Genomic DNA, 20,864 nt, shown 5'->3' on the forward strand with positions numbered 1-20,864 from the left:
GACCTTAGAAGGTCTGGCCCAGGGAGAATTGGAAGATCTGGGTTTCAGAGTAATCAGGCTTCTTGATCGGCGTCGCCAGGCTGAAGCTCAGAGGACCCAGTGCGGTGACCCAGGTCACGCCCAGACCGACGGAGGCAGCCATCTGCGAGAAGTCCACGCTTTCGCAGTACTTGGAGCTCGCCGAGCAGTTGGTGTCGAAGGTGCTACCCATGTCCAGGAACAGCGAAGTACGCAGCGAACGCTGGTCTTTCACGAACGGCATGGGGAACAGGATTTCGGCACCACCGGTGATCAGCACGTTACCACCGAAGGCTTCGGGGTCCTGGTCCGGGTCAGCCACGGTACCTGGAAACTTGCCCGAGCTTGGCGTGCTGCGTGGGCCCAGGGTGCTGTCCTTGAAGCCACGTACCGAGTTGAAACCACCCGCGTAGTAGTTCTCGTAGAACGGCAGCCCGTGGGTGTCACCGAAGCCGTCGCCATAGCCCAGTTCCGAGTGCAGGCGCAGGGTGTAGGTGTCAGTGATCGGTGCGAACAGCTGGCCGCGGTAGTCGATCTTGTAGAACGACAGGTCGCTGCCAGGCGTGGTGGTTTCGAACGTCAGGCTCTGCGAGTGACCACGGGTCGGCAGGGTGCCCTTGTTCAGGGTCGAATCGGACCAGCCCACGGACGCCTTCAGGTTGGTGAAGCTGCTGCCTTCCTTGTCGATGAAATCGAAGATCTCGTCAACGGTGTAGGTGCCGGTGCTGATGCTGTCGTGTTGCAGCGTCAGGCCGTAGGTCATGCGCGACGTTTCGCTGATCGGGTAGCCGAACGTCATGCCCACGCCGTAGCTGTCAACCGAGTAGCTGGCGATATCGACGTCGAGGTCGCTGTAGTCGGTCTTGCGGTAGAAGGCGTTGTAACCCAGGCTGACGCCGTCCGGCGTGAAGTACGGGTCGACGTAGCTGAAGTTGTAACGGGTCTGGTATTCGGACTTGGTCAGGCCGATGGAGACCTTGTTACCGGTACCCAGGAAGTTGCTCTGGCTGATGGAACCACCCAGAATCAGACCGGCGCTCTGGGCGAAACCGACGCTGGCGGTAATCGAACCGGAGGCTTGTTCTTCCACGCTGTAGTTCACGTCAACCTGGTCGTCCACGCCCGGTACGGCCGGGGTCTCGACGTTGACTTCCTTGAAGTAGCCAAGGCGCTCCAGACGGGTCTTGGACTGGTCGATCAGGTAGGTCGACGCCCAGCCACCTTCCATCTGGCGCATTTCGCGACGCAGCACCTTGTCATCGGTCTTGGTGTTGCCGCGGTAGTTGATGCGGTTCACGTAGGCACGCTTGCCCGGGTCGACCACGAAGGTGATGTCGACGGTGTGGTCGTCATCATGCGGGGTCGGCACGCCGTTGACGTTGGCGAAGGTGTAGCCATCGTTACCCAGGCGGCGGGTGATCAGCTCGCTGGTGGTGGTCATCAGCTTGCGCGAGAACACCTGCTCCTTCTGCACCAGCAGCAGCGCCTTCACCTGGTCTTCAGGCACTTTCAGGTCGCCGGACAGCTTCACGTCACGAACGGTGTACTTCTGCCCTTCGTTGATGTTGACGGTGATGTAGACGCTCTTCTTGTCCGGGGTGATCGACACCTGGGTAGAAGCGATGTCCATGTTGATGTAGCCCCGGTCCAGGTAGTAGGAACGCAGGCGCTCAAGGTCACCGGAGAGTTTTTCCCGGGCGTACTTGTCGTCGTTCTTGAAGAACGACAGCCAGTTGGTGGTCTTGAGCTGGAACTGATCGGTCAGCTCCTCTTCGGAGAACACCGTGTTGCCCACCACGTTGATGTGCTGGATGGCAGCGACGGTGCCTTCGTTGATCTTGATCTTCAGGCTGACGCGGTTGCGCGGCTGCGGCACCACCTCGGCGTCGACGGTGGCCGTGTAGCGGCCCTGGGCGACGTACTGGCGTTGCAGCTCGTTGCGCACGCCCTCGAGGGTGGCACGCTGGAAGATCTCGCCCTCGGCAAGACCGGACTGTTTCAGGCCTTTCATCAGGTCTTCAGTGGAAATAGCCTTGTTGCCCTCGATCTCGATACTGGAGACCGACGGGCGTTCGACTACACTGATGACCAGGACGTTGCCGTCGCGGCCCAGCTGGATATCCTGAAAGAAACCGGTCTTGAACAGCGCGCGAGTGGAATCCACGAGGCGTCGATCATCCGCTTCGTCGCCAACGTTCAATGGCAAGGCACCAAACACGCTGCCGGCGGATACCCGCTGCAAGCCGTTGACACGAATATCAGTGATTTTGAAGGACTCGGCGTGAACTTCGGTGACCATCAATGCGGCAAGAACCGCAGTAAGCAGCAGACGTTTCATGAAGTCCTTTCTTATTCCAACTGGCAATAAGCAAACTGCCGCAAAGGCGGCAGGTTCGCAATTGAGCGAAGCTTTACAGTCGACCCAAATCGTTGATCAGGGCAAGCAACATCACCCCGACTACCAAACTGATACCGATCTGGATCCCCCAACCCTGTACCCGATCCGACACTGGGCGACCACGCACCCATTCGATCAGGTAGAACAGCAAGTGCCCCCCATCCAACACGGGGATGGGCAGCAAATTCAGAACCCCCAGGCTAATGCTCAGATAGGCGAGGAAATTCAGGAAATCCCCAACGCCCGACTGGGCTGAAGCGCCCGCCACTTTAGCAATGGTTATCGGTCCACTCAAGTTTTTTACCGAGAGCTCGCCGAACAACATTTTCTTCAGTGAATCAAGGGTCAGCACACTCATGGTCCAGGTGCGCCGGGCACCCTCGCCAATGGCGGCCAGCGGCCCGTAGCTGACCTCGCGGGTCATTTCCGGCGGCCATTCAACCGCCTTCACCCCTGCCCCCATGTAACCTGCAGCAGCCTTGCCTTCGCCCCGGGACGCCAGGGTTACCGGCACGTCCAGCTGTTGGCCGTCACGCTGCACGCGCAGGGTGATCTTGCCGTCCGGGCGCTGGCGCACCAGGTCCACCACCTGCTGCCAATCGGTCAGCGCGGCGCCGTCCAGGGCCAGCAGGCGGTCGCCGGTTTTCAGACCAGCGGCCTGCGCCGGGCCTTTCGGGTCCAGCTCGGCCAACACTGGCTCCAGCGCCGGGCGCCATGGGCGAATACCCAGCGAACGGATAGGGTCCGGCTCGTCGGTGCCCTGCAGCCACCGGTCCAGCGCCAGGGTGTGCGGCTCATCGGCCGTGGAGCCCTGGGGCCGTACGTTGATCTGCAGCGAACCGGTCTCGCCCAGGCGACGTACCAATTGCAGGTTGACTTGCGACCAGCCGCTGGTGGCTTCGCCATCTACCGAAACAATTTCGCTGCCGGCACTCAGGCCGGCGACTGCGGCAATACTGCCTGGCTCGACGTTGCCAATGACCGGCTTGACCTGCTGGCTGCCCAGCATGGCCAGCACCCAGAAGAAAAACAGCGCCAGGAGGAAGTTGGCAATCGGGCCGGCGGCAACGATAGCGATGCGCTGGCCAACCTTCTTGCGGTTGAACGCCTGGTCCAGCTGCGCGGCCGGCACCTCGCCCTCGCGCTCGTCGAGCATCTTCACGTAACCGCCCAATGGAATGGCAGCTACCACATATTCGGTGCCTTGCCGGTCATGCCAGCGCAGCAGCGGCAGGCCGAAGCCCACGGAAAAACGCAAAACCTTGACGCCACAGCGCCGCGCGACCCAGAAATGGCCGAATTCGTGAAAGGTGACCAGTACGCCCAATGCCACCAGGGTACCGACAATCATGTAGAGCGCACTCATAACTCTCTCCGAATTGCGTCGCGGCGCAAATCAAGCGGTGCGCGTGCACACCGCGGCAGTCAACGCCCGTGGCGATTCAACCATTGCCCGGCCAGCTCGCGTGCCCGCGCGTCGGCGGCAAACACCGCGTCCAGCGCATCCAGCGCCACGACCGGCTCCTGACCCACTACATCCTCGATCATACGCGCGATGTCGGGGTAACGGATGCGCCGCTCGAGAAATGCCGCCACTGCCACTTCGTTGGCAGCGTTGAGCATCGTCGGCGCGCTATTGCCCGCCTGGGCAGCCTGCCGCGCCAGGCGCAGGCAAGGGAAGCGCTGTTCGTCGGGGGCTTCGAAATCCAGCCGGCCGATGGCGAACAGGTCCAGCGCCGACACGCCCGAATCGATACGTGCAGGCCAGGCGAGCGCGTGGGCGATGGGCGTGCGCATGTCGGGGTTGCCCAACTGCGCCAAGACCGAACCGTCGACATAGTCGACCATGGAGTGAATCACACTTTGGCGATGCACCACCACCTCGACCTGCTCCGGGCGTGCATCGAACAGCCAGCAGGCCTCGATCAGCTCCAGGCCCTTGTTCATCATGCTGGCGGAATCAACGGAAATCTTGCGCCCCATGGACCAGTTCGGGTGGGCACAGGCCTGCTCGGGGGTCACCCGCTCCAGCTCGGCCAGCGGCGTCTCGCGGAACGGGCCACCACTGGCGGTCAGCAGGATACGGCGCACGCCGACATTGCCCAGGCCGCGGGCGAAATCGCCCGGCAGGCATTGGAAAATCGCGTTGTGCTCGCTGTCGATGGGCAGCAGCACCGCGCCGCTGCGGCGCACGGCCTGCATGAACAGCGCGCCGGACATCACCAGCGCCTCCTTGTTGGCCAGCAACACCTTCTTGCCGGCTTCAACCGCCGCCAGTGTAGGGCGCAGGCCCGCGGCGCCGACGATGGCTGCCATGACGGCGTCCACGCTCGGGTCGGCAGCCACCTGGCACAGGCCCTGCTCGCCGATCAGCACCTGGGTAGCCAGGCCGGCAGCGCGCAAGCCCGCTTCCAGCTGACGGGCGCCCGCCTCGTCCGGCACCACGGCGACTTGCGGGCGGTGCTTCACGCACAACGCCAGCAATTCATCGAGCCGCGAGTAGCCACTGAGCGCAAACACCTGGTACAGGTCCGGGTGGCGCGCCACCACGTCCAGCGTGCTCAGGCCAATGGAGCCCGTGGCGCCGAGCACGGTAATCATTTGCGGCTTGCTCACAGGGCGCTCCAGTTGGCAGCCCAGAGCAGCACGGCGAACACCGGCACGGCAGCGGTCAGGCTGTCGATGCGGTCCAGCACGCCGCCATGGCCTGGCAGCAGGTTGCTGCTGTCCTTGATACCGGCGCGACGCTTGAACATGCTTTCGGTCAGGTCACCCACCACCGACAGCGCCACCACGATGGCCGCGCCGATCAGGCACAGAAGGGTTTCACCGATACCCCAATGGCGCACCTGGCCAACCACCAGGGTAATCAGCAGGCTTACCGCCATGCCGCCATAGAAGCCCGCCCAGCTTTTGCCAGGGCTGACCTGCGGCGCCAACTTGGCCTTGCCGAAGGCCCTGCCGGAGAAATAGGCGCCGATATCGGCGGCCCACACCAGCACCATCACCGCCAGAATCAGCCAGTTGCCTTGCCCCTGGGCCTTGATCAGCACCAGGCCCTGCCAGGCCGGCAGCAGGATCAACAGGCCGATCAGCAGCTTGCAGGCCACGCTGGACCAATGCTCGCTGGTGCGCGGGAAGGTCAGCACCAGGAAGGTTGCCACCCCCCACCAGATCAGCGCGGCTGCCAGCACGAAGGGCGCCAACGCCGGCGACAGGTAAAGGAAGAACAGGGCCACCGCCACCACGGCGGCAAAGCCCACGCGCGCACCCTGCGCCTCGAAACCGGCCAGGCGTGCCCACTCCCAGGCGCCCAGGGTCACTACCAGGCCGATGAACAGGGCAAAGCCTGCACCTTCGAGCAGGAAGAAACCGCACAGGGCGATCGGTAGCAGGATCAGCGCTGTAATGATGCGTTGTCTAAGCATTAAGCACGGGCTCCGGCTTCGACCTGCTCGCTCGTCTTACCGAAGCGGCGCTGGCGCGAAGCGAAATCGGCCAGCGCGGTGCGCATGGCCTCGTGTTTGAAGTCCGGCCAGAACAGGTCGGAGAAATACAGCTCGGCGTAGGCCAGCTGCCAGAGCAGGAAGTTGCTGATGCGTCGCTCGCCGCCGGTGCGGATGCACAGGTCAGGCAACGGCAGGTCGCCGGTGGACAGGCAGGTCTGCAACAACCCGGGGGTAATATCGTCCGGGCGCAGGTGCCCGGCCTGGACTTCGCGAGCCAGGCGCTGGGCGGCCTGGGCGATGTCCCACTGGCCACCATAGTTGGCGGCGATCTGCAGCACGAAGCGGTCATTGCCGGCGGTCAACGCCTCCGCTTCACGCATGGCAGCCTGCAGCTCAGGGTGAAAGCGTGAGCGATCACCGATGATGCGCAGGCTGATGCGGTTTTCATTCAGGCGCCGCGCTTCCCGGCGCAGGGCCGAGAAGAACAGCTCCATGAGGGCCCCGACCTCTTCGGCCGGCCGTTGCCAATTCTCGCTGGAGAAGGCAAAGAGGGTCAGGACCTCGACCTTCGCCTCTGCGCACACCTCGATGACGGCACGAACGGCGTCCACGCCGGCCTTGTGCCCGGCGATGCCAGGCAGCAGGCGCTTCTTCGCCCAGCGGTTATTCCCATCCATGATGATCGCAACGTGTCGCGGCACCGAGGATGGCGCAGTCTGCTTGGTCTTTTCCATGGAAACGCGCGGATCCTTCTTATACAGCCATCAAGTCGGCTTCTTTCTGCTTCACGGCCACTTCGATTTCAGCCACGAACTTGTCGGTCAGCTTCTGCACGTCATCAGCAGCGCGGCGCTCTTCGTCTTCGCTGATTTCCTTTTCCTTGACCAGGTCTTTCAGCTGGCTCAGGGCATCGCGACGGATGTTGCGCACGGCAACGCGGCCGTCTTCGGCAGCATCACGGGCCTGCTTGGTGAAGCCCTTGCGGGTTTCCTCGGTCAGGGCCGGCATGCTGATCAGCAGCAGTTCACCCAGGTTGGTCGGGTTGAAACCCAGGCCCGAGCTCTGGATGGCCTTGTCGACGGCCGACAGCATGTTGCGCTCGAACGCTACCACTTGCAGGGTGCGCGAGTCTTTAACGGTGACGTTGGCCACCTGGTTCAGCGGGGTATCGGCGCCGTAGTAAGGCACCATCACGCCACCCAGGATGCTTGGGTGAGCCTGGCCGGTACGGATGCGGCTGAACGCGTGTTGCAGCGATTCCAGGGACTTCTGCATGCGCGCTTGCGCGTCTTTCTTGATTTCGTTGATCATTCTTCGCCTTCCTCGATCAGAGTTCCTTCAGCGCCGCCCACTACGATATTCAGCAGAGCGCCAGGCTTGTTCATGTTAAACACCCGCAACGGCATGTTGTGGTCGCGGCACAGGCAGATGGCGGTCAGGTCCATCACACCCAGCTTGCGGTCCAGCACTTCATCGTACGTCAGGCGGTCAAATTTCTCAGCATGCGGATCCTTGAATGGATCGGCAGTGTACACACCATCGACCTTCGTTGCCTTCAACACCACGTCGGCGCCGATTTCGATGGCACGCAGGCAGGCTGCGGAGTCGGTGGTGAAGAACGGGTTGCCGGTACCGGCGGCGAAGATCACCACGTCGCCGGACTTGAGCAGGCGGTCAGCCTTGCGACGGTCGTAGTGGTCGGTAACGCCAACCATGGTGATCGCCGACATGACGATGGCCGGGATATTGGAGCGCTCCAGCGCGTCGCGCATGGCCAGGGCGTTCATCACCGTGGCGAGCATGCCCATGTGGTCACCGGTAACGCGGTCCATGCCGGCTTCGCTCAGCGCAGCACCACGGAACAGGTTGCCGCCGCCGATCACCAGGCCCACTTGCACGCCGATACCTACCAGCTGGCCGACTTCCAGGGCCATGCGGTCCAGCACCTTCGGGTCGATACCGAAGTCTTCCGAGCCCATCAGGGCCTCGCCGCTAAGTTTGAGCAAAATGCGTTTATAGCGAGGTTGACGACCACTAACCTGCTGAGCCATTGCGAATCTCTCCTGCGGCGTTAAAAAATTCTGAGCGGGCTGTTTTGCAGCCTGCGCTAACTCTAGCTTGGCACTGCTACAGCGCCATCGGAAGCAGCCTTGTAAGCCACGATTCCGCCTTTCACTTTGACAAAGAGGCTGCGCGCGTGAGCGGGCAGCCTCTTTGGGACGACAGTGGTTAGACCGTCTTACTGCTTGGCAGCAGCCAGCTGAGCGGCAACTTCTTCAGCGAAGTTGTCAACTGGCTTCTCGATGCCTTCACCGACCTTGAAGTAGGTGAACGAAACGATTTCAGCGCCAGCTTTCTTGGCCAGTTCGCCAACCTTGACTTCCGGGTTCTTGACGAACGGTTGTTCGACCAGGGAAGCTTCAGCCAGGAACTTCTTGATACGACCGTCGATCATGTTGGCGACGATGTTCTCAGGCTTGCCTTTCATCTTCTCTTCGTTCAGCTGCAGGAACACGGCTTTTTCGCGTTCGATGGCTTCGGCGGAGACTTGCGATGGCAGCAGGAACTCTGGGTTGCTGGCAGCCACGTGCATGGCGATGTCTTTGGCCAGCTCGGCGTTGCCGCCTTTCAGGGCAACGACTACGCCGATCTTGTTACCGTGCAGGTAAGCGTCGACCACGTCGCCTTCAACGCGAACCAGGCGGCGAATGTTGACGTTTTCGCCAACTTTGGCAACCAGGGCTTCACGAGCAGTTTCCTGAGCGGCGATCAGCGGAGCTGCGTCGGTCAGTTTGTCGGCCAGGGCTTTTTCAACGCTGGCAGCCACGAAGTTCTTGAAGTCGTCCTGCAGGGCCAGGAAGTCGGTCTGCGAGTTGACTTCCAGGATCACGGCGGACTTGTTGTCAGCAGCGACTTTAACAGCGATGGCGCCTTCAGCGGCAACGTTGCCAGCTTTCTTGGCGGCCTTGATGGCGCCCGAAGCACGCATGTCGTCGATCGCTTTTTCGATGTCGCCGCCAGCCTTGGTCAAGGCCTTTTTGCAGTCCATCATGCCTTCGCCGGTACGCTCGCGCAGTTCTTTGACCAACGCTGCAGTAATTTCTGCCATTTCAAAATCCTCTTGGATAGGTTTTCAACCATTCCACCCGATTGGCACGGGCGCTCAATTCTTGAACACTGCCAGCTACTGCGTTAAAAAATGCAATGACTACGCAGACAGGTTCTCGAGGTGGCAAAAAGGGGGCCTAGCCCCCTTTTTGCGTACCGAGTAAACGCTGGGCGTCTAGACTCAGCCTTCTACCGCTGCAGCAGGAGCGTCCTGGACGTACTCTTCAGTACCGCCAGCAACGTGGTTGCGGCCACGGATAACGGCGTCAGCCATCGAACCCATGTACAGCTGGATGGCGCGGATGGCGTCATCGTTACCTGGGATGATGTAGTCAACGCCTTCTGGGCTGGAGTTGGTATCGACTACGCCGATGACCGGGATACCCAGCTTGTTGGCTTCGGTGATCGCGATGCGCTCGTGATCAACGTCGATAACGAACAGTGCGTCAGGCAGGCCGCCCATGTCCTTGATACCACCCAGCGAGCGATCCAGTTTTTCCAGATCACGGCTGCGCATCAGGGCTTCTTTCTTGGTCAGCTTGGCAAAGGTGCCATCTTCGGCCTGGGTTTCCAGGTCGCGCAGACGCTTGATCGAAGCACGGATGGTTTTGAAGTTGGTCAGCATGCCGCCCAACCAGCGGTGGTCAACGTACGGCGAGCCGCAACGTGCTGCTTCTTCAGCAACGATCTTGCCAGCCGAACGCTTGGTGCCGACGAACAGGATCTTGTTCTTGCCCTGGGCCAGGCGCTCAACGAAAGTCAGAGCTTCGTTGAACATTGGCAGGGTTTTTTCGAGGTTGATGATGTGAATCTTGTTGCGCGCGCCGAAAATGTACTTGCCCATTTTCGGGTTCCAGTAACGGGTCTGGTGGCCGAAGTGCACACCGGCCTTCAGCATATCGCGCATATTGACTTGGGACATGATAGTTCCTTGATAAGTCGGGTTAGGCCTCCACGTACCCCAATGACCAACCAGCAGCTTGAGCTGCGGGCACCCAGGTCATCGTGCCGGCACGTGTGTGGGTTTGTGCTTTCGGGGCTATCCCCGGAAAGCGGCGCATTTTATATCACAGAACCTTGGCCAGCGAAACCCGAATTCACGTTGTCGATCAACGACTTTTGCGTGGAAGCTTGTTTCGCGCAACAATGGCCCCATGACTCTATATAGAGAAGCGATGCCTGGCGACAGTTCCCGTTGCCGTACGTCTGGTAGAATCGTTTCATCCCGTGTTTGCCTGCGCCGCCGAGCGCCCAGAGAGCCCGTATGACCGTCACCATCAAAACCCCCGAGGACATCGAGCACATGCGCGTTGCCGGCCGCCTGGCCGCGCAAGTGCTGGAAATGATCGAACCCCACGTCAAGCCCGGCGTGACCACGGAAGAGCTGGACCGCCTGTGCCATGACTTCATCGTCAATGAGCAGAAGGCTATCCCGGCCCCGTTGAACTACAAGGGCTTCCCCAAGTCGATCTGCACCTCGATCAACCACGTGGTATGCCACGGCATTCCCGGCGACAAGGTGCTGAAGGACGGCGACACGCTGAACATCGATGTCACCGTGATCAAGGACGGCTACCACGGCGACACCAGCCGCATGTTCCACGTCGGCACCGTGCCGGTATGGGCCGAGCGCCTGTCGCAGGTCACCCAGGAATGCATGTACAAGGCCATCGAGCTGGTGAAGCCGGGCTGCCGCCTGGGCGACATCGGCGAAGTGATCCAGAAACACGCTGAAAAGAATGGTTTCTCGGTGGTGCGCGAGTTCTGCGGCCACGGCATTGGCAAGGTGTTCCACGAAGAGCCGCAGATCCTGCACTATGGCCGCGCCGGCACCGGCATGGAACTGAAGGAAGGCATGACCTTCACCATCGAGCCGATGATCAACCAGGGCAAGGCCGACACCAAGGTGCTGGGCGACGGCTGGACCGCCATCACCAAGGACCGCAAGCTGTCGGCCCAGTGGGAACATACCCTGGTGGTGACTGCCACCGGCTACGAGATCTTCACCCTGCGCGCGGACGACACCATCCCCCGCGTCTCGGCGTGATGTGACCCATTGATTGTGGGAGCTGGCTTGCCAGCGAGCTTTTGGGGGCCTCCCAAAAACTCGCTGGCACGCCAGCTCCCACAATAGCGCTCCAGTCAAAATTTGCCGCTACAGTTCAGGAAGGCTCATTCGATGCCCCAGGTGGATCCGGAGTTGTTCGATCGCGGTCAGTTCCAGGCGGAACTGGCCCTCAAGGCGAGCCCCATCGCCGCGTTCAAGAAAGCCATTCGCCAGGCCCGCGACGTGCTGGATGGGCGTTTTCGCGCCGGCCGCGACATTCGCCGGCTGATCGAGGACCGCGCCTGGTTCGTCGATAACATCCTGCAACAGGCCTGGAAGCAGTTCGACTGGAGCGATGAAGCCGATATTGCCCTGGTGGCGGTGGGCGGCTATGGCCGCGGCGAACTGCACCCCTACTCCGACATCGACCTGCTGATTCTGCTGGAAAGCTCGGACCACGAGATTTTCCGCGATTCCATCGAGCGTTTTCTCACCCTGCTGTGGGACATCGGCCTGGAAGTGGGCCAAAGCGTGCGCTCCATCGAAGAATGCGCCGAACAGGCCCGCGCCGACCTGACCATCATCACCAACCTGATGGAAAGCCGCACCGTGGCCGGCCCCGAGCGCCTGCGCAAGCGCATGCTGGAAGTGACCGGCACCGCGCACATGTGGCCCAGCAAGGAATTCTTCCTGGCCAAGCGCGCCGAACAGAAGGCCCGGCACCACAAGTACAACGACACCGAATACAACCTAGAACCCAACGTCAAAGGCTCCCCGGGCGGGCTGCGCGACATCCAGACCATCCTCTGGGTGGCCCGCCGCCAATACGGCACGCTGAACCTGCACGCCCTGGCGGGGGAAGGTTTCCTGCTGGAAAGCGAGAACAACCTGCTGGCCAGCTCCCAGGAGTTCCTGTGGAAGGTGCGCTACGCCCTGCACATGCTGGCCGGGCGCGCCGAAGACCGCCTGCTGTTCGACCACCAGCGCAGCATCGCCGGCCTGCTGGGCTTCAAGGACAGTGACGCCAAGCTGGCCATCGAACGCTTCATGCAGAAGTATTACCGCGTGGTGATGAGCATCGCCGAGCTCAGCGACCTGATCATCCAGCACTTCGAAGAGGTGATTCTGGCCGATGACGTCGGCAGCGTTACTCTGCCCATCAACTCGCGCTTCCAGCTGCACGACGGCTACATCGAAGCTACCCACGCCAACGTGTTCAAGCGCACGCCGTTCGCCATGCTGGAAATTTTCGTGCTGATGGCGCAGAACCCCGAGATCAAGGGCGTGCGCGCAGACACCATCCGCCTGCTGCGCGAACATCGCCACCTGATCGACGACGACTTCCGCAACGACATTCGCAACACCAGCCTGTTCATCGAGCTGTTCAAGTGCGAAATCGGCATTCACCGCAACCTGCGTCGCATGAACCGCTACGGCATTCTGGGTCGCTACCTGCCCGAGTTCGGCCATATCGTGGGGCAGATGCAGCATGACCTGTTCCACATCTACACGGTGGACGCGCACACGCTGAACCTGATCAAGCACCTGCGCAAGCTGCAGTACACGCCGGTGTCGGAGAAATTTCCGCTGGCCAGCAAGCTCATGGGCCAGTTGCCCAAGCCCGAACTGATCTACCTGGCCGGCCTGTACCATGACATTGGCAAGGGCCGCCAGGGCGACCATTCCGACCTGGGCGCGGTGGACGCCGAGGCGTTCTGCCAGCGCCACCAGTTGCCGGTGTGGGACAGCCGCCTGATCGTGTGGCTGGTGCAGAACCACCTGGTGATGTCGACCACCGCCCAGCGCAAAGACCTCTCCGACCCGCAGGTGATCCACGATTTCGCCCAACTGGTGGGCGACCAGACGCACCTGGATTACCTCTACGTGCTGACCGTGGCCGACATCAACGCCACCAACCCCAGCCTGTGGAACAGCTGGCGCGCCAGCCTGCTGCGCCAACTGTTCACCGAGACCAAGCGCGCCCTGCGCCGTGGCCTGGAAAACCCGCTGGACCGCGAAGAGCAGATCCGCCAGACCCAGAGCGCAGCCCTGGACATTCTGGTGCGCGCCGGCACCGACCCCGACGACGTAGAGCAGCTGTGGTCGCAGCTGGGCGACGACTACTTCCTGCGCCACACCGCAGGTGACGTGGCCTGGCACAGCGACAACATCTTGCAGCAGCCGCTGGATGGCGGCCCGCTGGTGCTGATCAAGGAGACCACCCAACGCGAGTTCGAGGGCGGCACGCAGATCTTCATCTACGCACCCGACCAGCACGACTTCTTCGCCGTGACCGTGGCAGCCATGGACCAGCTCAACCTGAACATCCATGACGCGCGCATCATCACCTCCAGCAGCCAGTTCACCCTCGACACCTATATAGTCCTGGACACCGACGGCGGCTCGATCGGCGACAACCCGGTGCGCGTCAAGGAGATCCGCAGCGGCCTCACCGAGGCCCTGCGCAACCCCGACGACTACCCCACCATCATCCAGCGCCGGGTGCCGCGCCAGCTCAAGCACTTTGCCTTCGCGCCCCAGGTCACCATCCACAACGATGCCCAGCGCCCGGTGACCATCCTGGAGCTCAGCGCCCCGGACCGCCCCGGCCTGCTGGCGCGCATCGGCAAGATTTTCCTGGAGTTCGACCTGTCGCTGCAGAACGCCAAGATCGCCACCCTGGGCGAAAGGGTGGAAGACGTGTTCTTCATTACCGACGCCGATAACCAACCGCTTTCCGACCCGCAACTGTGCAGCCGCCTGCAGGATGCCATCGTCGACCAACTGAGTGTCAGCCAGCCGCAGGGCGTAGAGCTGTCGCGCCTGAGCATTTAGAGGAAGTTTCGTGAACAACGCTTTGAACCAGCTGCAGCCCTACCCGTTCGAGAAACTGCGCAAGCTGCTGGGCGCCGTCACGCCCAACCCGGACAAGCGCGCCATTGCCCTGTCCATCGGCGAGCCCAAGCACCGCTCGCCCAGCTTTGTCGCCGAAGCGCTGAGCGCCAACCTCGACCAGATGGCCGTGTACCCCACCACCCTGGGTATCCCGGCGCTGCGCGAGGCCATCGGCGCATGGTGCGAACGCCGCTTCAACGTGCCGGCCGGCTGGATCGACCCGGCGCGCCACGTGCTGCCGGTAAACGGTACCCGCGAGGCGCTGTTCGCCTTCACCCAGACCGTGGTTGAACGCAGCGACGACGGCCTGGTGATCAGCCCCAACCCGTTTTACCAGATCTACGAAGGCGCAGCCCTGCTGGCCGGCGCCAAGCCGCACTACCTGCCATGCCTGGACAGCAACGGTTTCAACCCGGACTTCGACGCTGTGTCGGCCGATGTCTGGGACCGCTGCCAGATCCTGTTCCTGTGCTCGCCAGGCAACCCCACCGGCGCCCTGGTGCCGATGGAAACCCTGAAAAAGCTGATTGCCCTGGCTGACAAGCACGACTTCGTGATTGCTGCCGACGAGTGCTACAGCGAGCTGTACTTCGACGAGCAAACCCCACCACCCGGCCTGCTCAGCGCCTGCGTGGAGCTTGGCCGCAACGACTTCAAGCGTTGCGTGGTGTTCCACAGCCTGTCCAAGCGCTCGAACCTGCCGGGCCTGCGCTCAGGCTTCGTGGCCGGCGATGCGGAAATTCTCAAAGCCTTCCTGCTGTACCGCACCTACCACGGCTGTGCCATGCCCGTGCAGACCCAGCTGGCCAGCATCGCCGCCTGGAACGACGAGGTGCATGTGCGCGCCAACCGCGCGCTGTACCGCGAGAAGTTCGATGCCGTACTGGAGATCCTGGCACCGGTGCTGGACGTGCAGCGCCCGGACGGCAGCTTCTACCTGTGGCCGAAAGTGCCGATGGATGACGCGCAGTTCTGCCAGCAGCTGTTCGAGCAGCAGCACGTGACCGTGGTACCGGGTTCGTACCTGTCGCGCGACGTGGACGGCGTCAACCCGGGTGCTGGCCGCGTGCGCATGGCGCTGGTCGCGCCGCTGGCCGAGTGCGTGGAAGCTGCCGAGCGCATCCGCGACTTCGTCAGCCAGCGTTGACCCCTCTGACGCGGGCGGGGGGGGCCGGGGGCGGGACCCCCGGGGGGGCGGGGCGCCGCCCGCGCCCGCGCCGGGCGCCCCGCGGCCCCGCCCCCGGCGCCCCCGCGCCCCCCCCCCGCGTCAGTGCCATTCCAGTCAACCGACGGAGGGGCGGGTCACACCCAGGTTCGCCTCGCTCAAGTCCAGCTCACTGAGAATCTCGCGCAACACATCATCGCCGATGTGGTGATGACGGCGCAGGTCATACAGTTCCAGGCGCTGGGCGCGCAGCCCGCGGATACGCAGGCGGCGCTCCAGCTGGTCCATCATCAGCGCCTGTGCCTGGGCTTCGGCGGAGTCGTTGAACACGTCCAGTTGGTGGCGGTACTCGGACATGATCTGCGCTTTCAACTCGGTGGCCAGCGCCGCCTGTGCGGCGTCGGGCGCCGGCGCGGCCGGGTCGCTCACCTCTTCCGACTCCAACGCGCGAATCGCTGCCTCGGCAGTGCGCCGCCACACCTCGCGCACCTCTTTGCGCAACGCCTCGTCGGAAGTCTTCTCCACCCCGCGCAGCAACAGCGGCAAGGCCACGCAGGCGGCGATCAGCGACAACAAAATTACCCCCGCGGCAATGAAGATCAGCAGGTCGCGCTCGGGGAAATCCTGCCCCGCGCCCAGCAGCAATGGCACCGACATCACACCCGCCAGGGTAACGGCGCCACGCACGCCGCCCACGGTCAGCAGCCAGCAGGAACGCGCGGTGGGCAGCATGGTGATGGTGGCCTTGCCGGTCCAGCGGCGCAGCATGCTGATGAACCGCCAGGTGCTCTGCACCCAGATGAAACGCAGCACCACCAGCACCAGGAAAATGCCGACAACGTCGAAGATCCGGTAGCCCAGGGTCGGCCACAGCGACGCCTGGTGGCTGGTGACCGCCTTGATGATGTCCGGTAGTTGCGGCCCCAGCAGCAGGAAGATCAGGCCATTGAAGGCAAACTCCAGCAGCGACCAGACGCTGCGGTTCAACAGGCGGGTGCTGGTCTGCCGCGGCAGCAGGTCGAGCCAGCTCTGCATCATGCCTGCCGCCACCGCCGACAGAATGCCCGAGGCGCCCAGGCGCTCGGCCAGCACATAGGCAGCGAACGGCAGCAACAGCATGAACACCACGTGGGTGGCCGGGTCATCCCAGCCGCGGGCGATCATCCACAGGCGCAAGCGCCCCACCAGCCAGCTCAGGGCCACGCCCAGGGCCAGGCCACCGACGGCCACCAGCACGAACGTCAGGCTGGCCTCGGCCAGCGAAAAGTAACCGGTGACGGCAGCCGCCAGGGCGAACTTGAAGGTCACCAGGCCCGAGGCGTCGTTCATCAGCGCCTCGCCCTGCAGAATGCGCATCAGCGGCGTGGGCAGCTTGTCCTGGGCAATCGCCGACACCGCCACGGCGTCGGTGGGCGACAGCACGGCCGCCAGCGCGAAGGCCACCGGCAACGGAATAGTGGGCAACAGCCAGTGAATGAAGTAGCCCGCCCCCACCACGGTAAATAGCACCAGGCCCACGGCCAGCATCAGGATCGAGCCGCGGTAGCGCCACAGGTCGCGCTTGGGCATGCGCCAGCCGTCGGCGAACAGCAACGGCGGCAGGAACAGGAACAGAAACAATTCCGGGTCCAGTACCACGTGCAGGCCCAGGCTGGGCCACGCCAGAATGGCCCCGGCGGCTATCTGCACCAGCGGCAACGGAATGGGGATCACCCTCGCCACCAGCCTGCTGAGGCCCACCAGCATCAGCAGGATCAGGACGGTGTAGGCGGTTTGCATAAGACAGTCTTCCCTCTTGCTTCACACGTGCCGGGCGGAATGGAACGCGCCGGACATTAAACGATACATCTTACCGGCACATGGCAAGCAAGGCCGCTGCACCATGGTCGCAGGGAGCCTGGCCACTTGTAACTGGATGCTACCAGACAAGTGGAGGCCCTCGGCATAAGCAAATTCTTTCATAAACCTTATAAAAGACTTATTATCGAAATGAACCGAGTATTCTGGCAAAGGAAAGCCGTGAAACAGCTCTTGAAGCTGCACACACTTCATCAGGGACAGATTCGCGACGCCGTCACACAGCTCGCGGCAATGCCCGACGTGACCGGCGTCAAATCACTCATCAACCATTCAATGGGTTATCGGCTGCGGGTAGGCAACTATCGAGTCCTGTTCGACTGGGATGGCAGCGTTAAAATCGTGAGCATTCAAGAGGTCAGGAAACGTGACGAACGCACCTACTAATATCCAGGTCATCAACGACCCCGACGGCAAGCCGGCATTCGTGGTCATCCCTTACGACCAGTACATAGCGACCCATGGCTGCGCCGACCTGATCCCTCACGAAGTCGTCAGCCGCGTGGTCGATGGGCTCACCCCCATCCGGGCATGGCGCGAGTACCTAGACCTGACCCAGGAGGAAGTCGCCCGCCGCCTTGGCGTCACCCAGCCCGCATTTGCCCAACAGGAAGCCGTGGCCAGGCCACGCAAGGCTACCCGCGAAAAAATAGCCGCGGCGTTCGGTATCCGCCCCCAGCAACTGGACCTTTGAAGCACATTGCAAGGCAACAGTCATGGCGCCGAAAGAATCGATGCCGCATAATTCGTCGATTCGTATTCAGGAGACCGCAGGGCATGGCCGCGTTCCGCACGCGCCGCCCCCTTTGAACCATGGCTTACACACTGTTCGGCATCAAGGCCTGCGACACCATGAAAAAAGCCCGCACCTGGCTCGACGAGCACGGCGCCGCTTACGAATTCCATGACTACAAGACCCAGGGCATCGACCGTGAACACCTGGAGCAATGGTGCGGCGAACACGGCTGGGAAGTCGTGCTGAACCGTGCCGGTACCACCTTCCGCAAGCTCGCTGACGAGCAGAAGGCCGATCTGGACCAGGCCCGCGCCATCGAACTGATGCTCGCCCAGCCCTCCATGATCAAGCGCCCGGTGCTGGACCTTGGCCACCGGACCCTCGTGGGCTTCAAGCCCGATATTTATGCGGCGGCCGTCCAGCAATAATGCTGGCAACAGGCCCCATTCATTTGCAAAGAGGTAACTGCATGTCCACTACCCTGTTCAGCCTGGCTTTCGGCGTCGGCACCCAGAATCGCAACGGCGCCTGGCTTGAAGTGTTCTACGCGCAACCCCTGGTGTCGCCTTCGGCCGAACTGATCGCCGCGGTCACCCCTATCCTGGGCTACACCGGTGGCAACCAGGCCATCACCTTCACCACCGCCCAGGCCTCGCAGCTGGCTGAAGCCCTGAAAGGCGTCGACGCCGCCCAGGCCGCCCTGCTCACCCGCCTGGCCGAGAGCCACAAGCCGCTGGTCGCCACCTTGCTGGCCGAAGACGCCGCACTGGCATCCACCCCAGAGGCCTACCTGAAGCTGCACCTGCTGTCGCACCGCCTGGTGAAGCCGCACGGCGTCAGCCTGGCCGGCATCTTCCCACTGCTGCCGAACGTGGCCTGGACCAGCCAGGGCGCCGTCGACCTGGCCGAGCTGGCCGAGCTGCAACTGGAAGCACGCCTGAAGGGCGAGCTGCTGGAAGTGTTCTCGGTGGACAAGTTCCCGAAAATGACCGACTACGTGGTACCGGCCGGCGTGCGTATCGCCGATGCCGCCCGTGTGCGCCTGGGCGCCTACATCGGCGAAGGCACCACCATCATGCACGAAGGCTTCGTCAACTTTAACGCCGGCACCGAAGGCCCGGGCATGATCGAAGGCCGCGTGTCGGCTGGCGTGTTCGTCGGCAAGGGCTCGGACCTGGGCGGCGGCTGCTCCACCATGGGCACCCTGTCGGGCGGCGGCAACATCGTCATCAAGGTCGGCGAAGGCTGCCTGATCGGCGCGAATGCCGGCATCGGTATCCCATTGGGCGACCGCAACACCGTGGAAGCCGGCCTGTACATCACCGCTGGCACCAAGGTAGCCCTGCTGGACGAAAGCAACCAGCTGGTCAAAGTGGTCAAGGCCCGCGACCTGGCTGGCCAGACCGACCTGCTGTTCCGTCGCAACTCGGAAACCGGCGCCGTGGAATGCAAGACCCACAAGTCGGCCATCGAGCTGAACGAAGCGCTGCACGCTCACAACTAAGCGGCACCGCGCAGGCCCGGCAGCGTGCCGGGCCTGCCTGCCCAGAGCCCCGATCCCATGTTCCAGCCCTCCCCCTGGCGCGCCGACTTTCCGGCCATCGCCGCCCTGCAACGCCAGCACCAGACGTATCTGGACAATGCGGCAACCACGCAGAAACCTCAGGCCCTGCTCGATGCATTGGCCCACTATTACAGCCACGGCGCCGCCAACGTGCACCGTGCGCAACACCTGCCTGGCGCCTTGGCGACTCAAGCGTTCGAAGCCAGCCGCGAGAAAGTCGCGCAATGGCTGAACGCTGCCAGCCCCAGCCAGGTGGTCTTCACCCATGGCGCCACCAGCGCCTTGAACCTGCTGGCCTACGGGCTGCAGGCCCAGTTCCAGCCTGGTGATGAAATAGTCATCAGCGCGCTGGAACACCACGCCAACCTGCTGCCCTGGCAACAGCTGGCCCAGCGCGCCGGGCTCAGCCTGGTGGTGCTGCCGCTGACCAACGCCGGGCTCATCGATCTGGACGCTGCCGCCCAGTTGATAGGCCCGCGCACACGGCTGCTGGCGGTAAGCCAGCTGTCCAACGTGCTCGGCGCCTGGCAACCGCTTGCGCCCTTGCTGGCCCTGGCCCGCGCCCAAGGCGCGCTGACGGTGGTCGATGGCGCCCAGGGCGTGGTGCACGGCCGCCATGACGTGCAGCAACTGGGCTGCGATTTCTACGTGTTCTCCAGCCACAAGCTGTATGGCCCGGATGGCGTCGGCGTGCTCTACGGCCGCAGCGAGGCGCTGGGCAAACTGGCCCACTGGCAGTTCGGTGGCGAGATGGTGCATGTGGCCGACTACCACAGTGCCAGTTTCCACCCCGCGCCGCTGGGCTTCGAGGCCGGCACCCCGCCCGTGGCTGGCGTGATCGGCCTGGGCGCCACCCTGGACTACCTCGCAAGCCTCGACCAAGACGCCGTCGTGGCCCATGAATGCGCCCTGCACGGCCAGCTGCTGCGTGGCCTCAACGACCGCGAAGGCGTGCGCTTGCTGGGCACACCGCAACTGGCCCTGGCCAGTTTCGTGGTGGATGGCGTGCACAACGCCGACCTCGCGCACCTGCTTACCGAGCAGGGCATTGCCGTACGCGCCGGGCACCACTGCGCCATGCCGCTGCTGAAAAGCCTGGGGCTGGCCGGGGCCATTCGCGTGTCGCTGGCGCTTTACAACGACAGCGACGACCTGCAGCGCTTCTTCGAAGCCTTGGACAAATCGTTGGAGTTACTGCGATGAGCCTGCCCGTACACGCTGCCGAGGCCCTGCAGGCCTTCGAACAAGCTGCGGGCTGGGAACAGCGCGCACGCCTGCTGATGCAGTGGGGCGAGCGTCTTGCGCCCCTGGCCGATGACGAAAAAAGCACCGAGCACCTGGTGCACGGCTGCGAGAGCCAGGTGTGGCTGATCGCCACGCACGCAGACGGCCAGTGGCAGTTTCGCGCCGGTAGCGATGCGCGGCTGATTCGCGGCTTGCTGGCGCTGTTGCTGGTGCGGGTGGAGGGGTTGAGCGCCGCCGAGCTGGCGGCGCTGGACCTGCCGGCGTGGTTCCAGCAGCTAGGGCTGGGCCGTCAGTTGTCGCCATCGCGCAGCAATGGCTTGAACGCGGTACTCAAGCGCATGGCGGAGTTGGCCGCCCCCTGACCCAAGCAGGTGTAGCAGCG

The 20,864-nt window shown here is 63.1% G+C and carries 19 protein-coding genes; 9 read left to right on the forward strand and 10 right to left on the reverse strand.

Annotated features, from left to right (window positions below; all coding sequences use genetic code 11):
- Positions 1-4: 4 nt before the first annotated feature.
- From bamA to rpsB, 9 genes are all read right to left on the reverse strand, one after another.
- Positions 5-2,356, reverse strand: a complete 2,352-nt coding sequence (gene bamA / locus AC0SZ7_RS08460) for an outer membrane protein assembly factor BamA (RefSeq protein WP_475503969.1) — start codon at positions 2,354-2,356, stop codon at positions 5-7.
- 73 nt (positions 2,357-2,429) lie between these two features.
- A complete protein-coding gene (rseP, locus tag AC0SZ7_RS08465; protein ID WP_475503970.1) occupies positions 2,430-3,782 on the reverse strand; it encodes a sigma E protease regulator RseP in 1,353 nt (450 codons plus the stop codon).
- 59 nt (positions 3,783-3,841) lie between these two features.
- The gene (gene ispC, locus AC0SZ7_RS08470) at positions 3,842-5,032 is read right to left on the reverse strand and encodes a 1-deoxy-D-xylulose-5-phosphate reductoisomerase (protein WP_475503971.1); all 1,191 of its coding nucleotides are present in this window, start codon (positions 5,030-5,032) and stop codon (positions 3,842-3,844) included.
- Entirely contained in the window at positions 5,029-5,844 is an 816-nt protein-coding gene (locus tag AC0SZ7_RS08475; RefSeq protein ID WP_475503972.1) for a phosphatidate cytidylyltransferase, read from the reverse strand. Before AC0SZ7_RS08475 ends, ispC begins: the two co-directional genes overlap by 4 nt.
- Positions 5,844-6,599, reverse strand: a complete 756-nt coding sequence (uppS, locus tag AC0SZ7_RS08480; protein ID WP_475503973.1) for a polyprenyl diphosphate synthase — start codon at positions 6,597-6,599, stop codon at positions 5,844-5,846. Before uppS ends, AC0SZ7_RS08475 begins: the two co-directional genes overlap by 1 nt.
- Positions 6,600-6,618: 19 nt before the next feature.
- Positions 6,619-7,176, reverse strand: a complete 558-nt coding sequence (gene frr, locus AC0SZ7_RS08485; RefSeq protein WP_475503974.1) for a ribosome recycling factor — start codon at positions 7,174-7,176, stop codon at positions 6,619-6,621.
- A complete protein-coding gene (gene pyrH, locus AC0SZ7_RS08490) occupies positions 7,173-7,916 on the reverse strand; it encodes a UMP kinase (protein ID WP_008366369.1) in 744 nt (247 codons plus the stop codon). Before pyrH ends, frr begins: the two co-directional genes overlap by 4 nt.
- 188 nt (positions 7,917-8,104) lie before the next feature.
- Positions 8,105-8,974, reverse strand: a complete 870-nt coding sequence (gene tsf, locus AC0SZ7_RS08495) for a translation elongation factor Ts (RefSeq protein WP_475503975.1) — start codon at positions 8,972-8,974, stop codon at positions 8,105-8,107.
- Positions 8,975-9,154: 180 nt separating this feature from the next.
- On the reverse strand, positions 9,155-9,895 hold the full coding sequence (gene rpsB / locus AC0SZ7_RS08500; protein WP_008366367.1) for a 30S ribosomal protein S2: 741 nt from the start codon (positions 9,893-9,895) through the stop codon (positions 9,155-9,157).
- Between the two features lie 342 nt (positions 9,896-10,237).
- Here rpsB and map point away from each other — a divergent pair, with 342 nt between their 5' ends.
- From map to dapC, 3 genes are all read left to right on the forward strand, one after another.
- Complete coding sequence (gene map / locus AC0SZ7_RS08505) at positions 10,238-11,020, forward strand: type I methionyl aminopeptidase (protein ID WP_027978826.1); 783 nt, start codon at positions 10,238-10,240, stop codon at positions 11,018-11,020.
- A gap of 132 nt (positions 11,021-11,152) precedes the next feature.
- Positions 11,153-13,855 (forward strand): [protein-PII] uridylyltransferase, encoded by a 2,703-nt coding sequence (locus tag AC0SZ7_RS08510; RefSeq protein ID WP_475503976.1) that lies wholly within the window; start codon positions 11,153-11,155, stop codon positions 13,853-13,855.
- Positions 13,856-13,865: 10 nt separating this feature from the next.
- Positions 13,866-15,062 (forward strand): succinyldiaminopimelate transaminase, encoded by a 1,197-nt coding sequence (dapC, locus tag AC0SZ7_RS08515; RefSeq protein WP_475503977.1) that lies wholly within the window; start codon positions 13,866-13,868, stop codon positions 15,060-15,062.
- A 135-nt stretch (positions 15,063-15,197) separates the two neighbouring features.
- On the opposite strand, the gene AC0SZ7_RS08520 is transcribed toward dapC, so the two are convergent.
- On the reverse strand, positions 15,198-16,859 hold the full coding sequence (locus AC0SZ7_RS08520) for a Na+/H+ antiporter (RefSeq protein WP_475503978.1): 1,662 nt from the start codon (positions 16,857-16,859) through the stop codon (positions 15,198-15,200).
- Between the two features lie 210 nt (positions 16,860-17,069).
- On the opposite strand from AC0SZ7_RS08520, the gene AC0SZ7_RS08525 reads away from it, so the two are divergent.
- The 6 genes from AC0SZ7_RS08525 to AC0SZ7_RS08550 all read left to right on the forward strand — a co-directional run bounded on the left by AC0SZ7_RS08525 (position 17,070) and on the right by AC0SZ7_RS08550 (position 20,844).
- A complete protein-coding gene (locus tag AC0SZ7_RS08525) occupies positions 17,070-17,324 on the forward strand; it encodes a type II toxin-antitoxin system RelE family toxin (RefSeq protein ID WP_475503979.1) in 255 nt (84 codons plus the stop codon).
- A complete protein-coding gene (locus tag AC0SZ7_RS08530; protein WP_416422838.1) occupies positions 17,305-17,631 on the forward strand; it encodes a helix-turn-helix domain-containing protein in 327 nt (108 codons plus the stop codon). The genes AC0SZ7_RS08525 and AC0SZ7_RS08530 overlap by 20 nt, the downstream gene beginning before the upstream one ends.
- 119 nt (positions 17,632-17,750) lie before the next feature.
- Complete coding sequence (locus AC0SZ7_RS08535; RefSeq protein ID WP_416422837.1) at positions 17,751-18,101, forward strand: ArsC family reductase; 351 nt, start codon at positions 17,751-17,753, stop codon at positions 18,099-18,101.
- A gap of 41 nt (positions 18,102-18,142) precedes the next feature.
- Positions 18,143-19,177 (forward strand): 2,3,4,5-tetrahydropyridine-2,6-dicarboxylate N-succinyltransferase, encoded by a 1,035-nt coding sequence (gene dapD, locus AC0SZ7_RS08540; protein WP_475503980.1) that lies wholly within the window; start codon positions 18,143-18,145, stop codon positions 19,175-19,177.
- 57 nt (positions 19,178-19,234) lie between these two features.
- Positions 19,235-20,440: an aminotransferase class V-fold PLP-dependent enzyme gene (locus AC0SZ7_RS08545; protein ID WP_475503981.1), complete on the forward strand. Its 1,206-nt coding sequence runs from the start codon at positions 19,235-19,237 to the stop codon at positions 20,438-20,440.
- Positions 20,437-20,844, forward strand: a complete 408-nt coding sequence (locus AC0SZ7_RS08550) for a SufE family protein (RefSeq protein WP_416422834.1) — start codon at positions 20,437-20,439, stop codon at positions 20,842-20,844. Before AC0SZ7_RS08545 ends, AC0SZ7_RS08550 begins: the two co-directional genes overlap by 4 nt.
- Positions 20,845-20,864 lie beyond the last annotated feature (20 nt).

Source organism: Pseudomonas sp. JC1203 (assembly GCF_056175065.1).